13 protein-coding genes are annotated in these 15,022 nt (G+C 65.0%); 5 read left to right on the top strand and 8 right to left on the bottom strand.

The features are described 5' to 3' along the window. Positions 1-3 precede the first annotated feature (3 nt). From I6F38_RS32940 to I6F38_RS32925, 4 genes are all read right to left on the bottom strand, one after another. Positions 4-1,623 carry a GMC family oxidoreductase N-terminal domain-containing protein gene (locus tag I6F38_RS32940; RefSeq protein ID WP_225163353.1) on the bottom strand — a complete coding sequence of 540 codons (1,620 nt, stop codon included), beginning with the start codon at positions 1,621-1,623 and terminating at the stop codon, positions 4-6. A gap of 197 nt (positions 1,624-1,820) precedes the next feature. After that, positions 1,821-3,128 carry an MFS transporter gene (locus I6F38_RS32935; RefSeq protein ID WP_225163352.1) on the bottom strand — a complete coding sequence of 436 codons (1,308 nt, stop codon included), beginning with the start codon at positions 3,126-3,128 and terminating at the stop codon, positions 1,821-1,823. 234 nt (positions 3,129-3,362) lie between these two features. Beyond that, a complete protein-coding gene (locus I6F38_RS32930) occupies positions 3,363-3,815 on the bottom strand; it encodes a MaoC family dehydratase (protein ID WP_016847524.1) in 453 nt (150 codons plus the stop codon). A gap of 11 nt (positions 3,816-3,826) precedes the next feature. Further along, positions 3,827-4,318: a MaoC family dehydratase gene (locus I6F38_RS32925; protein WP_028331684.1), complete on the bottom strand. Its 492-nt coding sequence runs from the start codon at positions 4,316-4,318 to the stop codon at positions 3,827-3,829. Positions 4,319-4,488: 170 nt separating this feature from the next. Here I6F38_RS32925 and I6F38_RS32920 point away from each other — a divergent pair, with 170 nt between their 5' ends. After that, complete coding sequence (locus tag I6F38_RS32920; RefSeq protein WP_225163351.1) at positions 4,489-5,259, top strand: IclR family transcriptional regulator C-terminal domain-containing protein; 771 nt, start codon at positions 4,489-4,491, stop codon at positions 5,257-5,259. A 158-nt stretch (positions 5,260-5,417) separates the two neighbouring features. Further along, entirely contained in the window at positions 5,418-6,044 is a 627-nt protein-coding gene (locus I6F38_RS32915; protein ID WP_225163350.1) for a pyridoxamine 5'-phosphate oxidase family protein, read from the top strand. A gap of 42 nt (positions 6,045-6,086) precedes the next feature. Here the strand turns inward: I6F38_RS32915 and I6F38_RS32910 are convergent, their stop codons facing one another. After that, a complete protein-coding gene (locus I6F38_RS32910; RefSeq protein WP_225163349.1) occupies positions 6,087-6,512 on the bottom strand; it encodes a hypothetical protein in 426 nt (141 codons plus the stop codon). 262 nt (positions 6,513-6,774) lie between these two features. On the opposite strand from I6F38_RS32910, the gene I6F38_RS32905 reads away from it, so the two are divergent. Then, positions 6,775-7,947, top strand: coding sequence for a M20 aminoacylase family protein (locus I6F38_RS32905; protein WP_057015671.1), 1,173 nt, complete (start codon positions 6,775-6,777; stop codon positions 7,945-7,947). Between the two features lie 3 nt (positions 7,948-7,950). Here I6F38_RS32905 and I6F38_RS32900 read toward each other — a convergent pair whose 3' ends face one another. Beyond that, positions 7,951-9,132 (bottom strand): cytochrome P450, encoded by a 1,182-nt coding sequence (locus I6F38_RS32900; protein WP_225163348.1) that lies wholly within the window; start codon positions 9,130-9,132, stop codon positions 7,951-7,953. A 138-nt stretch (positions 9,133-9,270) separates the two neighbouring features. Between I6F38_RS32900 and I6F38_RS32895 the strand changes: the two genes are divergently transcribed. Then, positions 9,271-10,179 (top strand): LysR family transcriptional regulator, encoded by a 909-nt coding sequence (locus tag I6F38_RS32895; protein ID WP_225163347.1) that lies wholly within the window; start codon positions 9,271-9,273, stop codon positions 10,177-10,179. Positions 10,180-10,270: 91 nt separating this feature from the next. On the opposite strand, the gene I6F38_RS32890 is transcribed toward I6F38_RS32895, so the two are convergent. Together I6F38_RS32890 and I6F38_RS32885 are read right to left on the bottom strand one after the other, a co-directional pair. Next, positions 10,271-11,893 carry an inorganic phosphate transporter gene (locus I6F38_RS32890; protein WP_057015669.1) on the bottom strand — a complete coding sequence of 541 codons (1,623 nt, stop codon included), beginning with the start codon at positions 11,891-11,893 and terminating at the stop codon, positions 10,271-10,273. Positions 11,894-12,424: 531 nt separating this feature from the next. Next, entirely contained in the window at positions 12,425-13,873 is a 1,449-nt protein-coding gene (locus I6F38_RS32885) for a UdgX family uracil-DNA binding protein (protein ID WP_225163346.1), read from the bottom strand. Between the two features lie 256 nt (positions 13,874-14,129). On the opposite strand from I6F38_RS32885, the gene I6F38_RS32880 reads away from it, so the two are divergent. Continuing rightward, a complete protein-coding gene (locus I6F38_RS32880; RefSeq protein WP_225163345.1) occupies positions 14,130-14,924 on the top strand; it encodes a DNA repair protein in 795 nt (264 codons plus the stop codon). The last annotated feature ends 98 nt before the right edge of the window (positions 14,925-15,022 follow it).

Genomic DNA, 15,022 nt, shown 5'->3' with positions numbered 1-15,022 from the left:
GCTCTATCGCGCATCCTGCAGGATCATCGCCGCGGCCTTTTCGGCGATCATCGCCGTCGGCGTGTTAGTATTGCCTGAGGTGATGGTCGGCATCACGGAGGCATCCGCGATGCGCAGGCCGTGCAGGCCGTAGAAGCGCAGCCGCTCGTCGACCACCGCCATCGGGTCGTTGGCCGTTCCCATCTTCGCGGTGCCGACGGGGTGGAAGATCGTGGTGCCGATGTCGCCGGCAGCCTTGGCAAGCGAGGCATCGTCGTCGCCGACCGAGGGGCCGGGCAGGAATTCCTCGGGATGATATTTCTCCAGCGCCTTTTGCTTCATCAGTCTGCGCGTGGTGCGGATTGCGTCGGCCGCGACCTGGCGATCGTCGTCGGTCGAGAGATAATTCGGCGCGATCGACGGCTTGTCGTCGGGAACGGACGATTTGATGCGCACGGTGCCGCGCGAGCTCGGCTGCAGATTGCAGGCGCTCACCGTGATCGCGGGGAAGCGGTGCAGCGGATCGCCGAACTTGTCGAGCGACAGCGGCTGTACGTGGAACTGGATGTTGGCGCGCGAGCGCGTCCCGTCCGAGCGCGTGAAGATGCCGAGCTGCGACGGCGCCATGGTCAGCGGCCCGCGGCGGCGAAATGCGTAGTCGAGGCCCATCAGGCCGCGGCGAACCAGATTGTAATAGGTCTCGTTCAGCGTGCGCACGCCGGAGACCTTGTAGATCGCGCGCTGCTGCAGATGGTCCTGCAGATTATGGCCGATGCCCTGCACGTCGAGCACGATGTCGATGCCGAGCGGCGACAGCCATTCGGACGGACCGATGCCGGAGCGCTGCAGCACCTGCGTGGTTCCGATCGAGCCGGCGCAAAGGATCACTTCACCCCTGGCGCGCGCCTCCACCGTCTCATTGCCCTGGCGGAACAGCACGCCGGCGGCGCGGCCGCTCTCGATCACCAGGCGGTCGACCAGCACGTCGGTCTCGAGCCTGAGATTGCTGCGGTTGAGCACCGGCTTGAGGAAGCCGCGCGCCGACGACCAGCGCCGGCCACGCTTCTGGTTGACGTGGAAGTAGCTGGTGCCCTCGTTGTCGCCGGTGTTGAAATCCGGGATGCGCTTGATGCCCATCTCCTCGGCGGCATCGCCGACCGCATCGAGGATCTGCCACGACAGCCGCGGCGCCTCGATGCGCCAGCCGCCGCCGACACCATGATGCTCGCTTTCGCCGAGGAAGTGATCCTCGAGCCGCTTGAACGCCGGCAGCACGTCGCTGTAGCTCCAGCCGGTGAGGCCGAGCTGCCGCCAGTGGTCGTAATCCGCGGCCTGGCCACGCATCGAGATCATGGCGTTGATGGCGGAGGAGCCGCCTATCACCTTGCCGCGCGGGTAGGCGAGCGCGCGGCCGTTGAGGCCGGGCTCGGCCTCGGTCTTGAACATCCAGTCCGATCGCGGATTGCCGATCGCGAACAGATAGCCGACCGGGATATGAAACCAGATCCAGTTGTCCTTGCCGCCGGCTTCCAGCAGCAGCACGCGCTTCTTCGGATCGGCCGACAGGCGGTTGGCCATGATGCAGCCCGCCGTGCCTGCGCCGACGATAATGTAGTCGAAATCACCCTCGAGCCTTCGCGGCATGTCCTCTTTCCCGGCAAGCGTCTTTTGTTGGGCTCCTTCTATAGCGTTTTCGAGCGAAGTGGAGCCCGGTTCGCGTGAAGAAAACGCGTCAATACAAGAAAATAGAACTCGGTTCTGACAGAGTCAGGACCGAGTTCTATCCAGACGCAGCGGGCCGACACAAGCCCGGCAGTGGATGCCGGGCGTGCGCTGGATGATCAGGGGCGGCTCGGTTCGGCCAGTGTGACCTCATGTCTCGCGCGGGGAACACAGACGATCAGCGTCAGCATGCCGATGCCGAGCACGGCGCCGACGAGGGCGAGCGGTGCGTAGATGCCCCCGGTTGCGGCAGTCATCCAGCCGATCAGGGCAGGGCAGACCGCGCCGCCGAACGAGCCGATCGCTGAGATCAGCGCGATGCCGCCGGCCGCGGCGCTGCCCTCCAGCATTGCGTTCGGAATCGTCCAGAACAGCGACAGGATCGCGAAGATGCCGATCGAGGCGACGGCGAGCAGCGTCACGGTCAGGAGCACGCTGTCTTGCGCGGCTTGCAAGGCGATGAAGCAGGCCGCCGCGACGAGGCCGCAGCAGACCACGTGCCAGCGCCGTTCCCGTGTGCGGTCGGAACTGTAGCCGATCGCCACCATGCCGATCGCGGATGCAACCGAGATCGCGCCGCTCAGCCAGCCGATCTCGGTGGTGGTCGCCACGCCGACGCGTTTCAGCAGCGTCGGCGTCCACAACAGGATGGTGTTGAGCGAGCAGAAGAACGCGAAGTAGATGAAGGAGAGCAGATAGACGCGCGGCTCGCGCAGCGCCGCCGCGAAGCTCCGCGTGGTGCCGGGAACAGCGGCGCGGTCGCGGGCGAGGTCGCTTGCGACCTGCCGCCGCTCGTCGGCGCTCAGCCAGCTCGCGACCTGCGGTCCGTCGGCGAGGTAGAAATAGGCGGCGATGCCGAGCAGCACGGCCGGGCCGCCTTCGAGGATGAACAGCCACTGCCAGCCATGCAGGCCATGGACGTCCTGCATGTGATCCATGATCAGGCCCGACAAGGGACCTGCGATGACGCCGCCGAGCGGCACCGCCATCACGAACAGGCTCGTCATGCGGCCGCGCACGCGATCCGGGAACCACAGCGTCAGATAATACAGGATGCCGGGGAAGAAGCCGCCCTCGGCGGCGCCTAGCAGGAAGCGTAGCAGATAAAGGTGATACTGGTTCTGCACCAGCGCGAGCAGCACGGTGACTGCGCCCCACAGTACCATGATCCGCAGCAGAGTCTTGCGGACGCCGACCTTGACCAGCAGGAGATTGCTCGGCACTTCGAGCGCGACATAGCCGACCGAGAAGATGCCGGCGGCAAGCCCGAACACCGCGTCGTCGATCTGCAGGTCGTGCAGGAACTGCAGCTTGGCAAAGCCGATGTTGAAGCGGTCGATGATCGCAACCGTGTAGCACGCCAGCAGGAACGGGATCAGGCGCCAGGCGATCCGTCCATAGAGCCGCGAATGGGCCGCATCCTGCATCGAAACCTCCGAGTAATTCTTTTGATTGTTGAGTGGGATCGCGCCGCGACGGCGCTACGCTCCCTCGCCCCGTTCTTACGGGGAGAGGGTTGGGGTGAGGGGCTATCTCCACACAACGCGGTGGTAGCTGAGCCCGCGGAGACTCCCCCTCACCCGGAGCGCATCTGACGATGCGTTCCGGCCTCTCCCCGCACGCGGGGAGAGGCGAAGTGGGAGCCCCCGAGTTGCGTCCCGCTACCCCGCCTTCGCGTTCGGCGGAAACTCCAGCATCGCTTCGCCGGCCGCGACCGTCTCGCCGCGCTGGTTCTGTACGGCGACGTCGACCAGCACCCAGCGTGACTTCGCGGTCGTTTGCTTGGCTTTGATGGTGCCGGCCGGGCGGATGGTGTCGCCGGGCTTCACCGGCTTCAGCCAGCGCGTCTCGAGCCTGCGATGGATCGCGCCGGCCGGAAGCGCCCAGTCGGTCAGCATGCGCGAGATCAGGCCGAAATTGTTCATGCCGTGCATGATGATGCCGCCGAAATTGGTCTTGCCGAAATCCCCCTTCATGTAGTTGTCGTCGAGATGCAGCGGGTTGTAGTCGAGCGACGCATCGCAGAACAGGCGGATCGATTCGCGCGAAACCGCGAATGCCGGGCCGTCGATGGTGTCGCCGGCCTTGAGAGATTCGAAATTCGCCGTGGTCATGGTGATCCTCCTTACATCGGACGGATGGTCTGGCCGCGACCCGAGCAGATCACGTCGCCATGCTGGTTGAAGAAGACGTTGTCGTGCACCACGAACAGCCGCTCGCGCTTGATGAACTTGTCGAGCGCGCGAGCCTGCAGGGTGATGGTGTCGCCGGGGCGGGCCGGGATGTTGTAGCTCCACGACTGTCCGGCATTGACGGTGCCCGGTGAGCGCATCCAGTCGTCGGCCGGCGTGCAGGCGAACATCAGCAGGATATGGATCGCGGGCGGCGCGATCAGCCCGCCATAGGGCCCGGCCTTCGCAGCTGCTTCGTCAAGATAGAGCGGATTGGTCTCGCCGACTGCGCGGCAGTACAGCGCGATCGCTTCCTGCGTGAGCTTGTAGGGCAGCGTCTTGCGCGGCTCGCCGGGGACGATGTCGTCCCACACCTTGCGCAGCTTCGCGTCTTTCCAGAAATCGGTTTCGAACGGGGTGGCCGCAGAACTTTCTGCTTGCGCCATCGTGCATCCTCCTGCTAGTTAGTTCACCAGGCGAACAATTCATTCGCTGTATGAATTGACGCTAGCGCGGTCGGGAGCCCCTGACAAGCGCGCAGGGCCGCGTCATGTGCAGGCAGCCATGCGGGCTGCGATGTCGTGAGCGCGATGACGGAACCAGCTGGGCGCCCGCCATGAGCAAAGAGAGTGACGGCTTCGTGCGCGCGATTGCGCGCGGCTTCTCGATCATCGAGGCACTCGGCAAGCCGCCGGGGCGGCACACGCTGGCGGAGGCCGCCGATACTGCCGGCCTCAACCGCGCCACCGCGCGGCGTATCCTTGCGACCCTGGTCGCGCTGAAATATTGCGCCTCCGACGGACGCTATTTCAGCCTGCGGCCGCGCGCGCTCGGGCTCGGCCTGTCCTATCTCAACGCGCTGCCATACTGGGGTCATGCGCAGCGTGCGCTGGAAAACCTGCGCAACGAAATCGGCGAGTCCTGCGCGATGGCGGTGCTCGACGAGGATGAGATCGTCTATGCGCTAAGGCTGCCGGCGCGACGGATTCTTTCCGCCAATCTCGGCGTCGGCAGCCGGCTGCCCGCGCATCTGGTCTCGCTCGGCCGCGTCATGCTCGCGGCGCTGCCGCCCGGCACCCGCGAAGCCTATCTCGCGACCGGGGGCTTCAAGCAGGTCACGCCGCGCACGGTCACCGATCCGGAGCGTCTTGGCGAGTTGCTTGCGCGCGTCGAGAGCGACGGCTATGCCTGGGTCGATGGCGAGCTCGATCCGGCGATCTGCGGCATCGCGGTGCCGTTGCGCGATCCCGCGGGCGCGGTGGTCGCCGCGCTCAGCGTCAACACGATCTCGGGGACGGTGAGCGAAGCCGGCGCGCGCAAGAAGTATCTCTTGCCGCTGCGCCGCACCGCGCAGGAGATTCGCAGCCAGATGCTCACATCAGGGTAGGGAACGGCCGTCATCGACGCCTTTTCACGCGCTCCGGACCTGGATGGCTTTTCACGAACGTGCCGAATGAATAGTCTTTCGCCTTGCTGGCCGGGTGAACTGCCAAGGAAAATCGCGGCCACGTCAACGTCGATTGCTCAACTTGCCGGAGGATTCCCGTGGCCGACCCAGTCCGCGCCCCTTTCTATCACGACGGAATGCGTGAGTTGCAGGACCGCTTCGACGGTCGTCGTGTCGCCGACGGCCTCGAGAAGCATCGCCTGCATTTCGAATTCTGGGAACAGGACCGCAAGCTCATCGAGGAGACGCGATTCTTTTTCATCGCGACCAGCTATCAGGACAACGTCGATTGCTCGATGCGTTCCGGCGATCCCGGCTTCGTGAAGATCACCGGGCCTGATACGCTTGAATTCCCTGAATACGACGGCAACAACATGTACCGCACGCTCGGCAACATTCGCCGCAACCCGAACGTCGGATTGTTGTTTGTACGGCTCGACGGCAAGACGTTTCGCACGCGCATCCGGGGCAAAGCGACGATCCACGACAGCACGGAAGCGCTCGCCTTGCATCATGGTGCGAAGGCCGTCGTGCGCGTCAAATGCGAGATCTTTCCAAATTGCCCGCGCTACGTTCCGGACCTGATGGGCGCCTCAGCAGATGTGCCGGCGAATCTGTACGTGCCTCGGCCCGGGTATGAGCCGCCCGCTCCGGAATGGAAAAGCCGGGATTACCTCAAGGACGTCCTTTCGAAGTACGATCCGCATCGGAAACGTGACGCATAGCGGACAGCTGGGAACCGCATCCGGACCGGGAGCGAACCGCGATCAGGGCAGCGGCGCCATGTAAGGAATGCTGCCGACCAGAGCGAACACCTGCACCGCGTTGCACAGCATGCCGCCCCAATGCAGCTGGCGCAGCCGCCGCACCGCGGTCGGATCGCCGGCGTCTCTCGCGTCCGCCTCGGCATCGAGCCGCCGCAGAAACCACTGCCGCGCCAGCACCGCGAACCCTGCGATCGAGGCGATGCCAAGCGCAACGGCGAACCGGCCGGCCGTGGCAAAGGCGAGCGTGCCGATCACGCCCGAGACAGTGAGCACGAGGAAGTAGGCATTGAACATGCCGCGCAGCAGCCGGGTGACCGGCGGGACGTCGAGCTTCACAAGCAGGAACGCCGGCGCCGCCAGCAGGAAGTATCCCATCGGCACCAGCAGGATGATGGTGGAAAACAGGACCGCTTGATCCGGCGTCATGCAGCCGCTCCGTGTTGGAAGGCGAGAGGATTTCGGTGCGGGAAACCTGGGGTAGTATCCGTGCGGGATATGTCCCGCACTATTAGGCTTTGGTCGGATGCGATGATATCAGGCCCGAGGTCTGCGCAAAGTCCAGCGAGGGACGGCCCGCATCCCGTTTGCGAATGCAGGTCCCAGCCGCGAGCATGCCACATCTGTTTGGGTGGACCGGCTCTTGCATGCTAGAGATGACTTACGTCCAACTTCTGAGGCCAGGATTCTCATGCCCATCGTGAACCGCGTCGCCGATCTGCAACCCGATATCCAGGCCTGGCGCCGCGACATCCATGAAAACCCCGAGCTGCTCTACGATGTGCACCGCACTGCATCATTCGTCGCCGACCGGTTGCGCGAGTTCGGTTGCGACGAGGTCGCGACCGGGCTCGGCAAGACCGGCGTGGTCGGGGTCATCAAGGGCAAGAAGGGGCCGGCCAAGGGCGACGTCAAGGTGATCGGCCTGCGCGCCGACATGGATGCGTTGCCGATCCACGAGCAGACCAATTTGCCCTACGCCTCGAAGACGCCGGGCAAGATGCACGCCTGCGGCCATGACGGCCACACCGCGATGCTGCTGGGGGCGGCGCGCTATCTGGCCGAGACGCGCAATTTCGCCGGCGAGGCGGTCGTGATCTTCCAGCCGGCCGAGGAGGGCGGGGCCGGAGCAGCCGCGATGATCAAGGACGGCCTGATGGATCGCTTCGGCATCGAGCAGGTCTACGGCATGCACAACGGTCCGGGGATTCCGATCGGCTCGTTCGCGATCCGCACCGGCCCGATCATGGCCGCGACCGATGCGATCGACATCAAGATCGAAGGGCTCGGCGGTCACGCCGCGCGTCCGCACAAATGCATCGATTCCGTGCTGGTGGGCGCGCAGCTCGTCACCGCCTTGCAGCAGATCGTCGCGCGCACCGTCGATCCGCTCGACTCCGCCGTGATCTCGATGTGCGAATTCCACGCCGGCAACGCCCGCAACGTGATCCCGCAGACCGCGGAGCTGCGCGGTACCGTGCGCACCCTGACCCGCGAGGTGCGCGACCTCATCGAGAAGCGCGTGCGCGAGGTGGTCGACGGCGTTGCCAAGATGACCGGCGCCAAGATCGATCTCACCTATGAACGCGGCTACCCGGTCACCGTCAACCATGAGGCGCAGACCGAATTCGCGAGCCGAATCGCGCGCGAGGTCGCGGGCGCGTCCAACGTGCACGAGATGCCGCCGCTGATGGGCGCCGAGGATTTTTCCTACATGCTGGAAGCGCGGCCCGGCGCCTTCATCTTCTGCGGCAATGGCGACAGCGCCGGCCTGCATCACCCTGCCTACAATTTCAACGACGAGGCGATCGTCTTCGGCACGTCGTATTTCGTGAAGATCGTCGAGAACGCGCTGGCGGCGTGAGGCTCACGCGTCCCATCTGACCGGCAGCGTTACCGGACCGCGGAACACCCAGCCGCGCACGACCGGCGGCGCCTCCGCGCGGAGGCGCAGATTGCGCAAGCGCGCGAACAGCATCGGCACCACGATCTTGCCAACGGTGAGCCGCGACACCCAGGTGCCGGCGCAGAAATGCGGTCCGGCGCCAAATGCTAGATGCGATTGCTTGGGCCGCGTCACGTCGAAGCGATCGGGCTCGACGAAGCGGCTGCCGTCGCGGTTGGCGGCGCCGACGCAGAGGCCGATTTGAAGGTCTTGCGGCAGCGTGGTGCCGGAGAGCTCGACATCGCGGGTGACGCGGCGCGGATACATGCCGATCGGCGAGATCCAGCGCACCGCTTCCTCGAGCGCGGCCGGCCACAGCTCCGGCTTCGCCAGCACGCCGTCCTTCTGTGCCGGGTTTTCCAGTAGGCCGAGCACAAGCGTCAGGATCGCATCGCGCGGCTCGTTCAGGCCGCCGCCGATGATCACCTTGATGTTGGCGCGAATGCCCTCGATCGGCATCGACGGATCGGCATTGACCATCGAGGACAGGATCGAAGGATTTGGCTGGCTGCGGAGATCGTCGAGCACCGCGTCGATCGCGGCATCGACATCGGCGCTCGCCTGCATCGCCTTGCGCTCGATCTCGACGTCGGCGGCGTAATTGCCGGCGCCGTCGATCAGCGCCTGCGACCACTCGGCGAGGGTCTGCCACGGCATCGCGCGAAAGCCGATCATCGCCATCAGGCTGAGTGAGGCCATCGGCGCGGCCAGGGCGGAGAACAGATCGGCCCCGTCGCTCGCGGCCAGCTCGTCGATCAGCTTTTCTGCGATCGCGGTGAATTTCGGTGCCCAATGCTCCCTGATCGTGGCCGGTCGGAACGAGGGCTCGATCGCCTTGCGGCCGATCGCGTGTTCAGCGCCGTCTTTGCGCATGAAGGTCGGCCCCATCACCTTGTTGACCAGCGAGGCCGGATTGTCGGCTGAGTAGGCCGAGGGATCGCGCTCGATCCGCATGATGTCGTCGAAGCGCGTCACCAGCGTCAGCTTCGCAGGCGCGACGAAGACCGCCGGCGCGATCTCGCGCAGGCGGCGGAAGATCGGATAGGGGTCGTCGAGCAGATCCTGATACGCGATGTCGGTGACGACAGGCACGGCGCTGGTCATTGGTCCTCCCGGGAGCGCTCTTTCGCGAAGGCTAGCTCCGGGTGCGCGATCGCTCAATTCGATGGGATTGATCTGGCCCATCGAAATATTCCATGACCTTGTGCTAGGCTGGGCCGCCAGCAATGCGGGAGGTACAGCGTGGCGGCCAATTCCTCGATTGATCCGATCGACATCGGGACTCTGCGGACCCTCGTGCTGGTCTATGATCTGCAGTCGTTCTCCGCCGCCGCCAAGCGGCTCGACGTCAACCAGTCCACCATCAGCTATGCGGTCGAGCGGCTACGCGGTGCGCTGCATGACCCGCTGTTCGTTCGCAGCGGCAATGGCGTGACGGCGACCGAACGCTGTGCGGCGCTGGTCGCCTGGGCGCGAGAGATGATCGGCGAGATCGACGGGCTTGCATCACCGGCGGAGTTCGATCCGGCGACGGCGCAGGGCAGCGTGACGATCTCCTGCAACTATCACGAACGCCAGACCCTGATCCCGCAGTTCAGCACGCGGCTGCGTGCCGGCGCGCCGCGGGTCCGTCTCGTCCTGCTCGATGCCGCGGGCCACGGCGACGTCCATCTCAAGCAGAACCAGTGCGACATCGTGCTCGGTCCGGTCGGGATCGTCGGCGAGAGCTTCTTTCGGCGCCATATCCTCACCGACCACTATGTCTGCGTGATGGATCCGGCCAATCCGCTGGCGCGCGGCCGGATCGCGCTGTCGGCCTATGCCAGGGCCGAGCATGTCTTCATCACCCACAGCGGTGAGTGGCAGCCGCTCTATCTCGCGGCGCTGAGGGCGAGGGAAATCGAGATCGAGCCGGTGGTCAGCCTTCCGAACCACGACAGTCTGGAGCGCATCATCGTCGGTACGGGTCTCGTTGCGACCATCCCGCATCATCTGGCGCGGGCGATGCGCGGCGGGTGGCATGTCGCTGCGCTGCCGTTCCGCGTGCCGATCTCGATCGACATGTACTGGAGCGCCAGGACGGCCAAATCCGGCTTGCACAAATGGGCACGCGGCCTGCTGGCCGAGGTTGCGAAGGCCTGCGCCGCCTGAGCGAGGAGCCGGGCTGCAGGTCCAAAGCAAAAGGCCCGCACCGGAGTGCGGGCCTTTGTCCGGCGCGTTGCTGCGCCGAAAGCGTGTGGCGTCAGAACAGGTGGTAGAACACGTAGTAGAGAACGCCCGAGATAATCATCGCGGCCGGCAGCGTCAGCACCCAGGCCATCGCGATGTTGCGGATCGTGGCCCATTGCAGGCCGGAGCCGTTGGCGGCCATGGTGCCGGCGATGCCTGACGACAGCACGTGCGTGGTCGAGACCGGCAGGCCGTAGCCGTCGGCCGCCGCGATCGTCGCGGCCGCCGTGATCTCGGCGCAGGCGCCCTGCGCGTAGGTCAGGTGGGTCTTGCCGATCTTCTCGCCGACGGTGACGACGATACGCTTCCAGCCGACCATGGTGCCGAGGCCGAGCGCGATGGCGACGGCGAACTTCACCCAGCTCGGGATGAACTTCGTCGCGGCATCGAGCGAGCCCTTGTACTGGTTCAGCGTGGCGATGTCGGCAGCGGTCAGCTCGGCTTCCTTGTCCTTCATCAGGAAACGGATCGCCTCGGACGCCAGGTACATGTCGTTACGGGTGTTGCCGACCGCGTCAGCCGGGAACTTGGCCAGCGATCCATACTGGGCAACCTGCTGGCCGATGTCGCGCACCAGCACCGCAAGCGACGGAAAGGTGCCTTCGTTGATCTGGTGCTGCGCGACGTAGTTGGTCACGGCCGGGCGCGGATTGCCGATCACGTTGTAACCGGCGGCCTTGCCTTCGATGACCTTGCTGGCCGCGGTCGAGTGCGCCGTGAACAGCTCGATCTGGCTCGAGGGCATTGCGCGGTTCAGCGCATAGGCGGTCGGCACGGTGCCGATCAGGATCAGCATGATCAGGCCCATGCCCTTCTGACCGTCGTTGGAGCCATGGAAGAAGCTGACCAGCGTGCAGGTCAGGATCAGGATGCCGCGGATCCACCACGGCGGCGGCTGGTCGCCGACCGGTTCGCCGAACAGCGCCGGCGTCGCGCGCTGCAGCGCGATCTTGAGGAGGTAGAGCAGGCCGGCGGCGAGCGCGAAGCCGAACAGCGGCGACAGCAGCAGTGCCTTCGCGATGTTGGTCGCCTGCGACCAGTCGACGCCCGAGGTGCCGTCACGGCCGCGCAGCAGCGCGTTGGTGATGCCGACGCCCATGATCGAACCGATCAGGGTGTGCGAACTCGAGGCCGGCAGGCCGAGCCACCAGGTGCCGAGATTCCAGATGATGGCGGCGATCAAGAGCGCGAACACCATGGCAAAGCCGGCGCTGCTGCCGACCTGCAGGATCAGCTCGACCGGAAGCAGCGAGACGATGCCGAACGCAACGGCGCCGCTGGAGAGCAGCACGCCGATCAGGTTGAACATGCCCGACCACACCACGGCGACATGCGCCGGCAGCGAGCGGGTGTAGATCACGGTGGCGACCGCGTTCGCGGTGTCATGGAAGCCGTTGACGAATTCGAAGCCGAGCGCGATCAGCAGCGCGACGAACAGCAGGATATATGGCAGGAACGAGGTGATGCGCGTGCCGGTGGCGTCGACATCGGCATAGATGCTGTAGGCAACGAACAGCAGCGCGGCCGCAACCACGCCCAAATAGATAACCCCGGTGAGAGGATGAAAGCCCTTGTCGAGGTCCGGCCCCTTTTTCAGGGCGGGCTCGATCGAGCCGGGTAACGCCATATCGCTCATGGTAAACTCCTGTCCCAATGCTCCCGATTTTGATCGATGCATATGACAAGCAATTGAAATCCGGCCCCGCGAGATGAGCCGGTTTGCGGTGACGGTGGACATCGAGCCGAATTTTTGTGCAACGCATTGAGCGCGCACGTGGCTTCGCGGCCTCGTGGCAATCGTCAGCAAAAAGGGATCGCGGATCGCGACGGAAAGCTGTGGCCTGCGTTTCGCAGGGCGAGACAATGTGCGGAGGACGTCACACCGGCATCCGGCCGGCCGGAGAATTCGGCGGGCGCCTGCGAGTGGGAGGATCGCGAATGAGGGAGGCGGATTGATGAGAGATGAGGTGGCGCGCCGCACGATCGGGGCTAGCAAACCGCGCAGCGCGCCCGCCTCAGGGTACGTCATGGCGTGAACATGACGCCCGATACCTGCGGAACATGCTACCCTACCACGGATCAATTCAAGGTTGTAGGTATTTGTCCGCGGCTTAGAACAATTTCTCGTTGCGATGTGGTTCCTCAGGTTCCGTCGGTTTTACGGAACTCAAGCTGCATCGACTGATCTGCGCAACTGATGTGCGGCGATTTTCAGGTCGTCGATAAAGCGCTGATATTCCAGCGCCTTGGCTTTTTCATCCGGCAGCCGCAACAGATAGGACGGGTGCACAGTGACGAGCACCTTGGTTCCGTCGTGGTCGATCAGATGGCCGCGGTTCTTGTTGATCGGCGTGATCTTGCCGAGCACGCTCTGCGCCGCGGTGGCGCCGAGCGCCATCACGAGGTCCGGCTTGATGGTGGCGAACTCGCGCTCATACCACTGGCGGCAGGCGCGGATCTCCGGTGTGCTCGGCTTCTGGTGCAGCCGGATCTTGCCGCGCGGCACGAATTTGAAGTGCTTCACTGCGTTGGTGACATAGACCTTGCGACGATCGATGCCGGCTTCCTGCAGCGCGCGATCGAGCATCTGGCCGGCCGGTCCGACGAAGGGGTGGCCTGCGAGATCTTCCTTGTCGCCGGGCTGCTCGCCGACCAGCATCAGCGTTGCGCTCTGCGGTCCCTCGCCGAACACGGTCTGGGTTGCGTCTTTCCACAGCGGGCAGGCGCGGCAATCGGCGGCCTCCTCGCGCAAGGCCGCAATCGTGTCGTGAGCTTGCCTGTCTTGAACCTGCTTGCCTTGAACTTGCTTGCGGGACATCGGCGTATCCTGCCGCTTCTGCGGCTCGGCCGTCTTGCGTGCGATGAAGGGGCCGCTGGTCATGCGCATTGCGTCTTCGATCAGGGGTTTAATGATCGAGTCCTCGGGCAGGTTCCTCCAATAGGCTTGCGGCATCTCCATCACTTTCAGCCGTGCGGGATTGAAGCGGCCGTTGTCGTGACGCCGCCAGGCCTCCTCGAGCCGGTCCTCGGTCGGCACTTCGGATTTGGCGACGCCCGGCGTGATCGAAATCGCGTGCCCGTCCCAATGTGCGCAGACGTCGGGGGTCAGGATTGACCACGGCATGTCGGCGAAGCGGCCGGCGAAGAACGGCGCGGCAAGCTCGACGATGTGATGCTCCGGCTCGAACCAGGCGACGTAATGCGCCGTCCGCTCGCGGCCGATCTCGCGGAAGCGCAGATGCGCATGCATCCTGTCGATATCGACATAGACCGCGCGCGCCATCGCGTGGACCTCGGCGACATCGGGATCATCGGTCGCACCGAGCAGATCGTGACGGCTGCGCAGCCGCCACAGCAGGCGATAGAGCAGGGCAAAGCGTTCGTCACTGCGATGCAGGATCGCGGCCTTTGCGAGCTCGACGAATTTGGCCGACACATTGAACCGCGCCTGTGGCGTATCCGGCAATTCATTCACGCAGGATGCCGACGACAATTCGTCGTCGCTGCGTACCGTCCATGTGATCTCCGCGGGCTTCACATCGTTCAGCGCCAATCGCCGCGCGGCCTTGCGCCAGCCCTCGAAATCGGTGTCGTTGTCGAGCACGATGATGCGCATGCGGTTGCTCCGTTTCCGTCACGCCGCCATTTTCGGGGCCTGCGTGCCTGACTTGCGGAAGAGCAGGGCCCGTTCGGTTCGGCGGCTGCTGAATCCCATTGATTCCACTCATGAATCGATGAGCTCACCAATCCGATTGACTCCGTGGGCCCTGTTAGCTTTATATTAGAACATACCATGAACAATTGAGCCAGTCCCTGGTTCTCTGTTCAGGCAGTGACGACCTCAAATTTTCAAGTTGAAGGAGCGGCGCATTATGAACGGCGCACGCATGGGTACGCTTGCGTCTCTGCGCGGCAGCATCGCGCGCATCGAGGCGCCATCGGATGCGACTATGCCGAACCGCGTCGCGCTCGGCCATGCCGGCGCCGATGCGATGCTGCGCGGCGGGCTTGCGCCGGCAGCTTTGCACGAGGTGTTCGCGGCCGGCCATCAGGGCGGCGCGGCGACCGGCTTCATCGCGGGGCTCGCCGGACGGCTGTCGGCACGCAAGCCGCTGGTCTGGGTGCGGCAGGATTTTTCCGATCGCGAAAACGGCGCGCTGTCGATGCGCGGGCTTGCCGAACTCGGCCTCGATCCGCGCCTCCTGGTCACGGTGCGCGCCGCCGATGTCGACAGCGGTTTGCGTACCGCGGCCGACGCGCTCGCCTGCGATGCGCTCGGCGCGGTCGTGCTCGAGGTCTGGGGCCAGGCGCGCCAGCTCGATCTCGTCGCCAGCCGCAAATTGACCCTGGCCGCGCAAGCCTCCGGCGTCACCGCGCTGGTGCTGCGGATCGCGGCAACTCCGATCCCCTCGACCGCGGAGACGCGCTGGATCGTGCGCGCGGCGCATTCGCCGCCGGGCAATGCCGCGAGCGTGTGGGGCACGCCGCGCTTCGAGGCCGAACTCGTGCGCAATCGTCATGGCCCGGTCGGGCGATGGATCATGGAATGGAAATGTGATGAGTGCCAATTCAGTGAACCGTCGGCGTATCCTCAGCCTGTGGCTGCCACGCCTGCCCATCGACCGCATCAAACGCAAGCTCGCGCAGGACATCGCCTCGCAAGCTGATGCACATGCCGTTGTGCCAACCGACACACGGGCGGTGGTAGGACTCCCTCTCCCGCTTGCGGGGGAGGCCGGATCGCATCGTGAGATGCGATCCGGGT

The organism is Bradyrhizobium sp. BRP56 (assembly GCF_020194035.1).
GTDB classification, from domain to species: domain Bacteria; phylum Pseudomonadota; class Alphaproteobacteria; order Rhizobiales; family Xanthobacteraceae; genus Bradyrhizobium; species Bradyrhizobium australafricanum.
Note: the sequence above shows the minus strand (reverse complement) of the source record. Positions and strands in the feature narration are given on the sequence as shown.

What these genes read in the sequence shown, in the direction of transcription:
- I6F38_RS32940 (WP_225163353.1), bottom strand. Translation starts at nt 1,623, where the DNA reads ATGCCGCGAAGGCTCGAGGGTGATTTCGACTACATTATCGTCGGCGCA.
- I6F38_RS32935 (WP_225163352.1), bottom strand. Translation starts at nt 3,128, where the DNA reads ATGCAGGATGCGGCCCATTCGCGGCTCTATGGACGGATCGCCTGGCGC.
- I6F38_RS32930 (WP_016847524.1), bottom strand. Translation starts at nt 3,815, where the DNA reads ATGACCACGGCGAATTTCGAATCTCTCAAGGCCGGCGACACCATCGAC.
- I6F38_RS32925 (WP_028331684.1), bottom strand. Translation starts at nt 4,318, where the DNA reads ATGGCGCAAGCAGAAAGTTCTGCGGCCACCCCGTTCGAAACCGATTTC.
- I6F38_RS32920 (WP_225163351.1), top strand. Translation starts at nt 4,489, where the DNA reads ATGAGCAAAGAGAGTGACGGCTTCGTGCGCGCGATTGCGCGCGGCTTC.
- I6F38_RS32910 (WP_225163349.1), bottom strand. Translation starts at nt 6,512, where the DNA reads ATGACGCCGGATCAAGCGGTCCTGTTTTCCACCATCATCCTGCTGGTG.
- I6F38_RS32905 (WP_057015671.1), top strand. Translation starts at nt 6,775, where the DNA reads ATGCCCATCGTGAACCGCGTCGCCGATCTGCAACCCGATATCCAGGCC.
- I6F38_RS32900 (WP_225163348.1), bottom strand. Translation starts at nt 9,132, where the DNA reads ATGACCAGCGCCGTGCCTGTCGTCACCGACATCGCGTATCAGGATCTG.
- I6F38_RS32890 (WP_057015669.1), bottom strand. Translation starts at nt 11,893, where the DNA reads ATGAGCGATATGGCGTTACCCGGCTCGATCGAGCCCGCCCTGAAAAAG.
- I6F38_RS32885 (WP_225163346.1), bottom strand. Translation starts at nt 13,873, where the DNA reads ATGCGCATCATCGTGCTCGACAACGACACCGATTTCGAGGGCTGGCGC.
- I6F38_RS32880 (WP_225163345.1), top strand. Translation starts at nt 14,130, where the DNA reads ATGAACGGCGCACGCATGGGTACGCTTGCGTCTCTGCGCGGCAGCATC.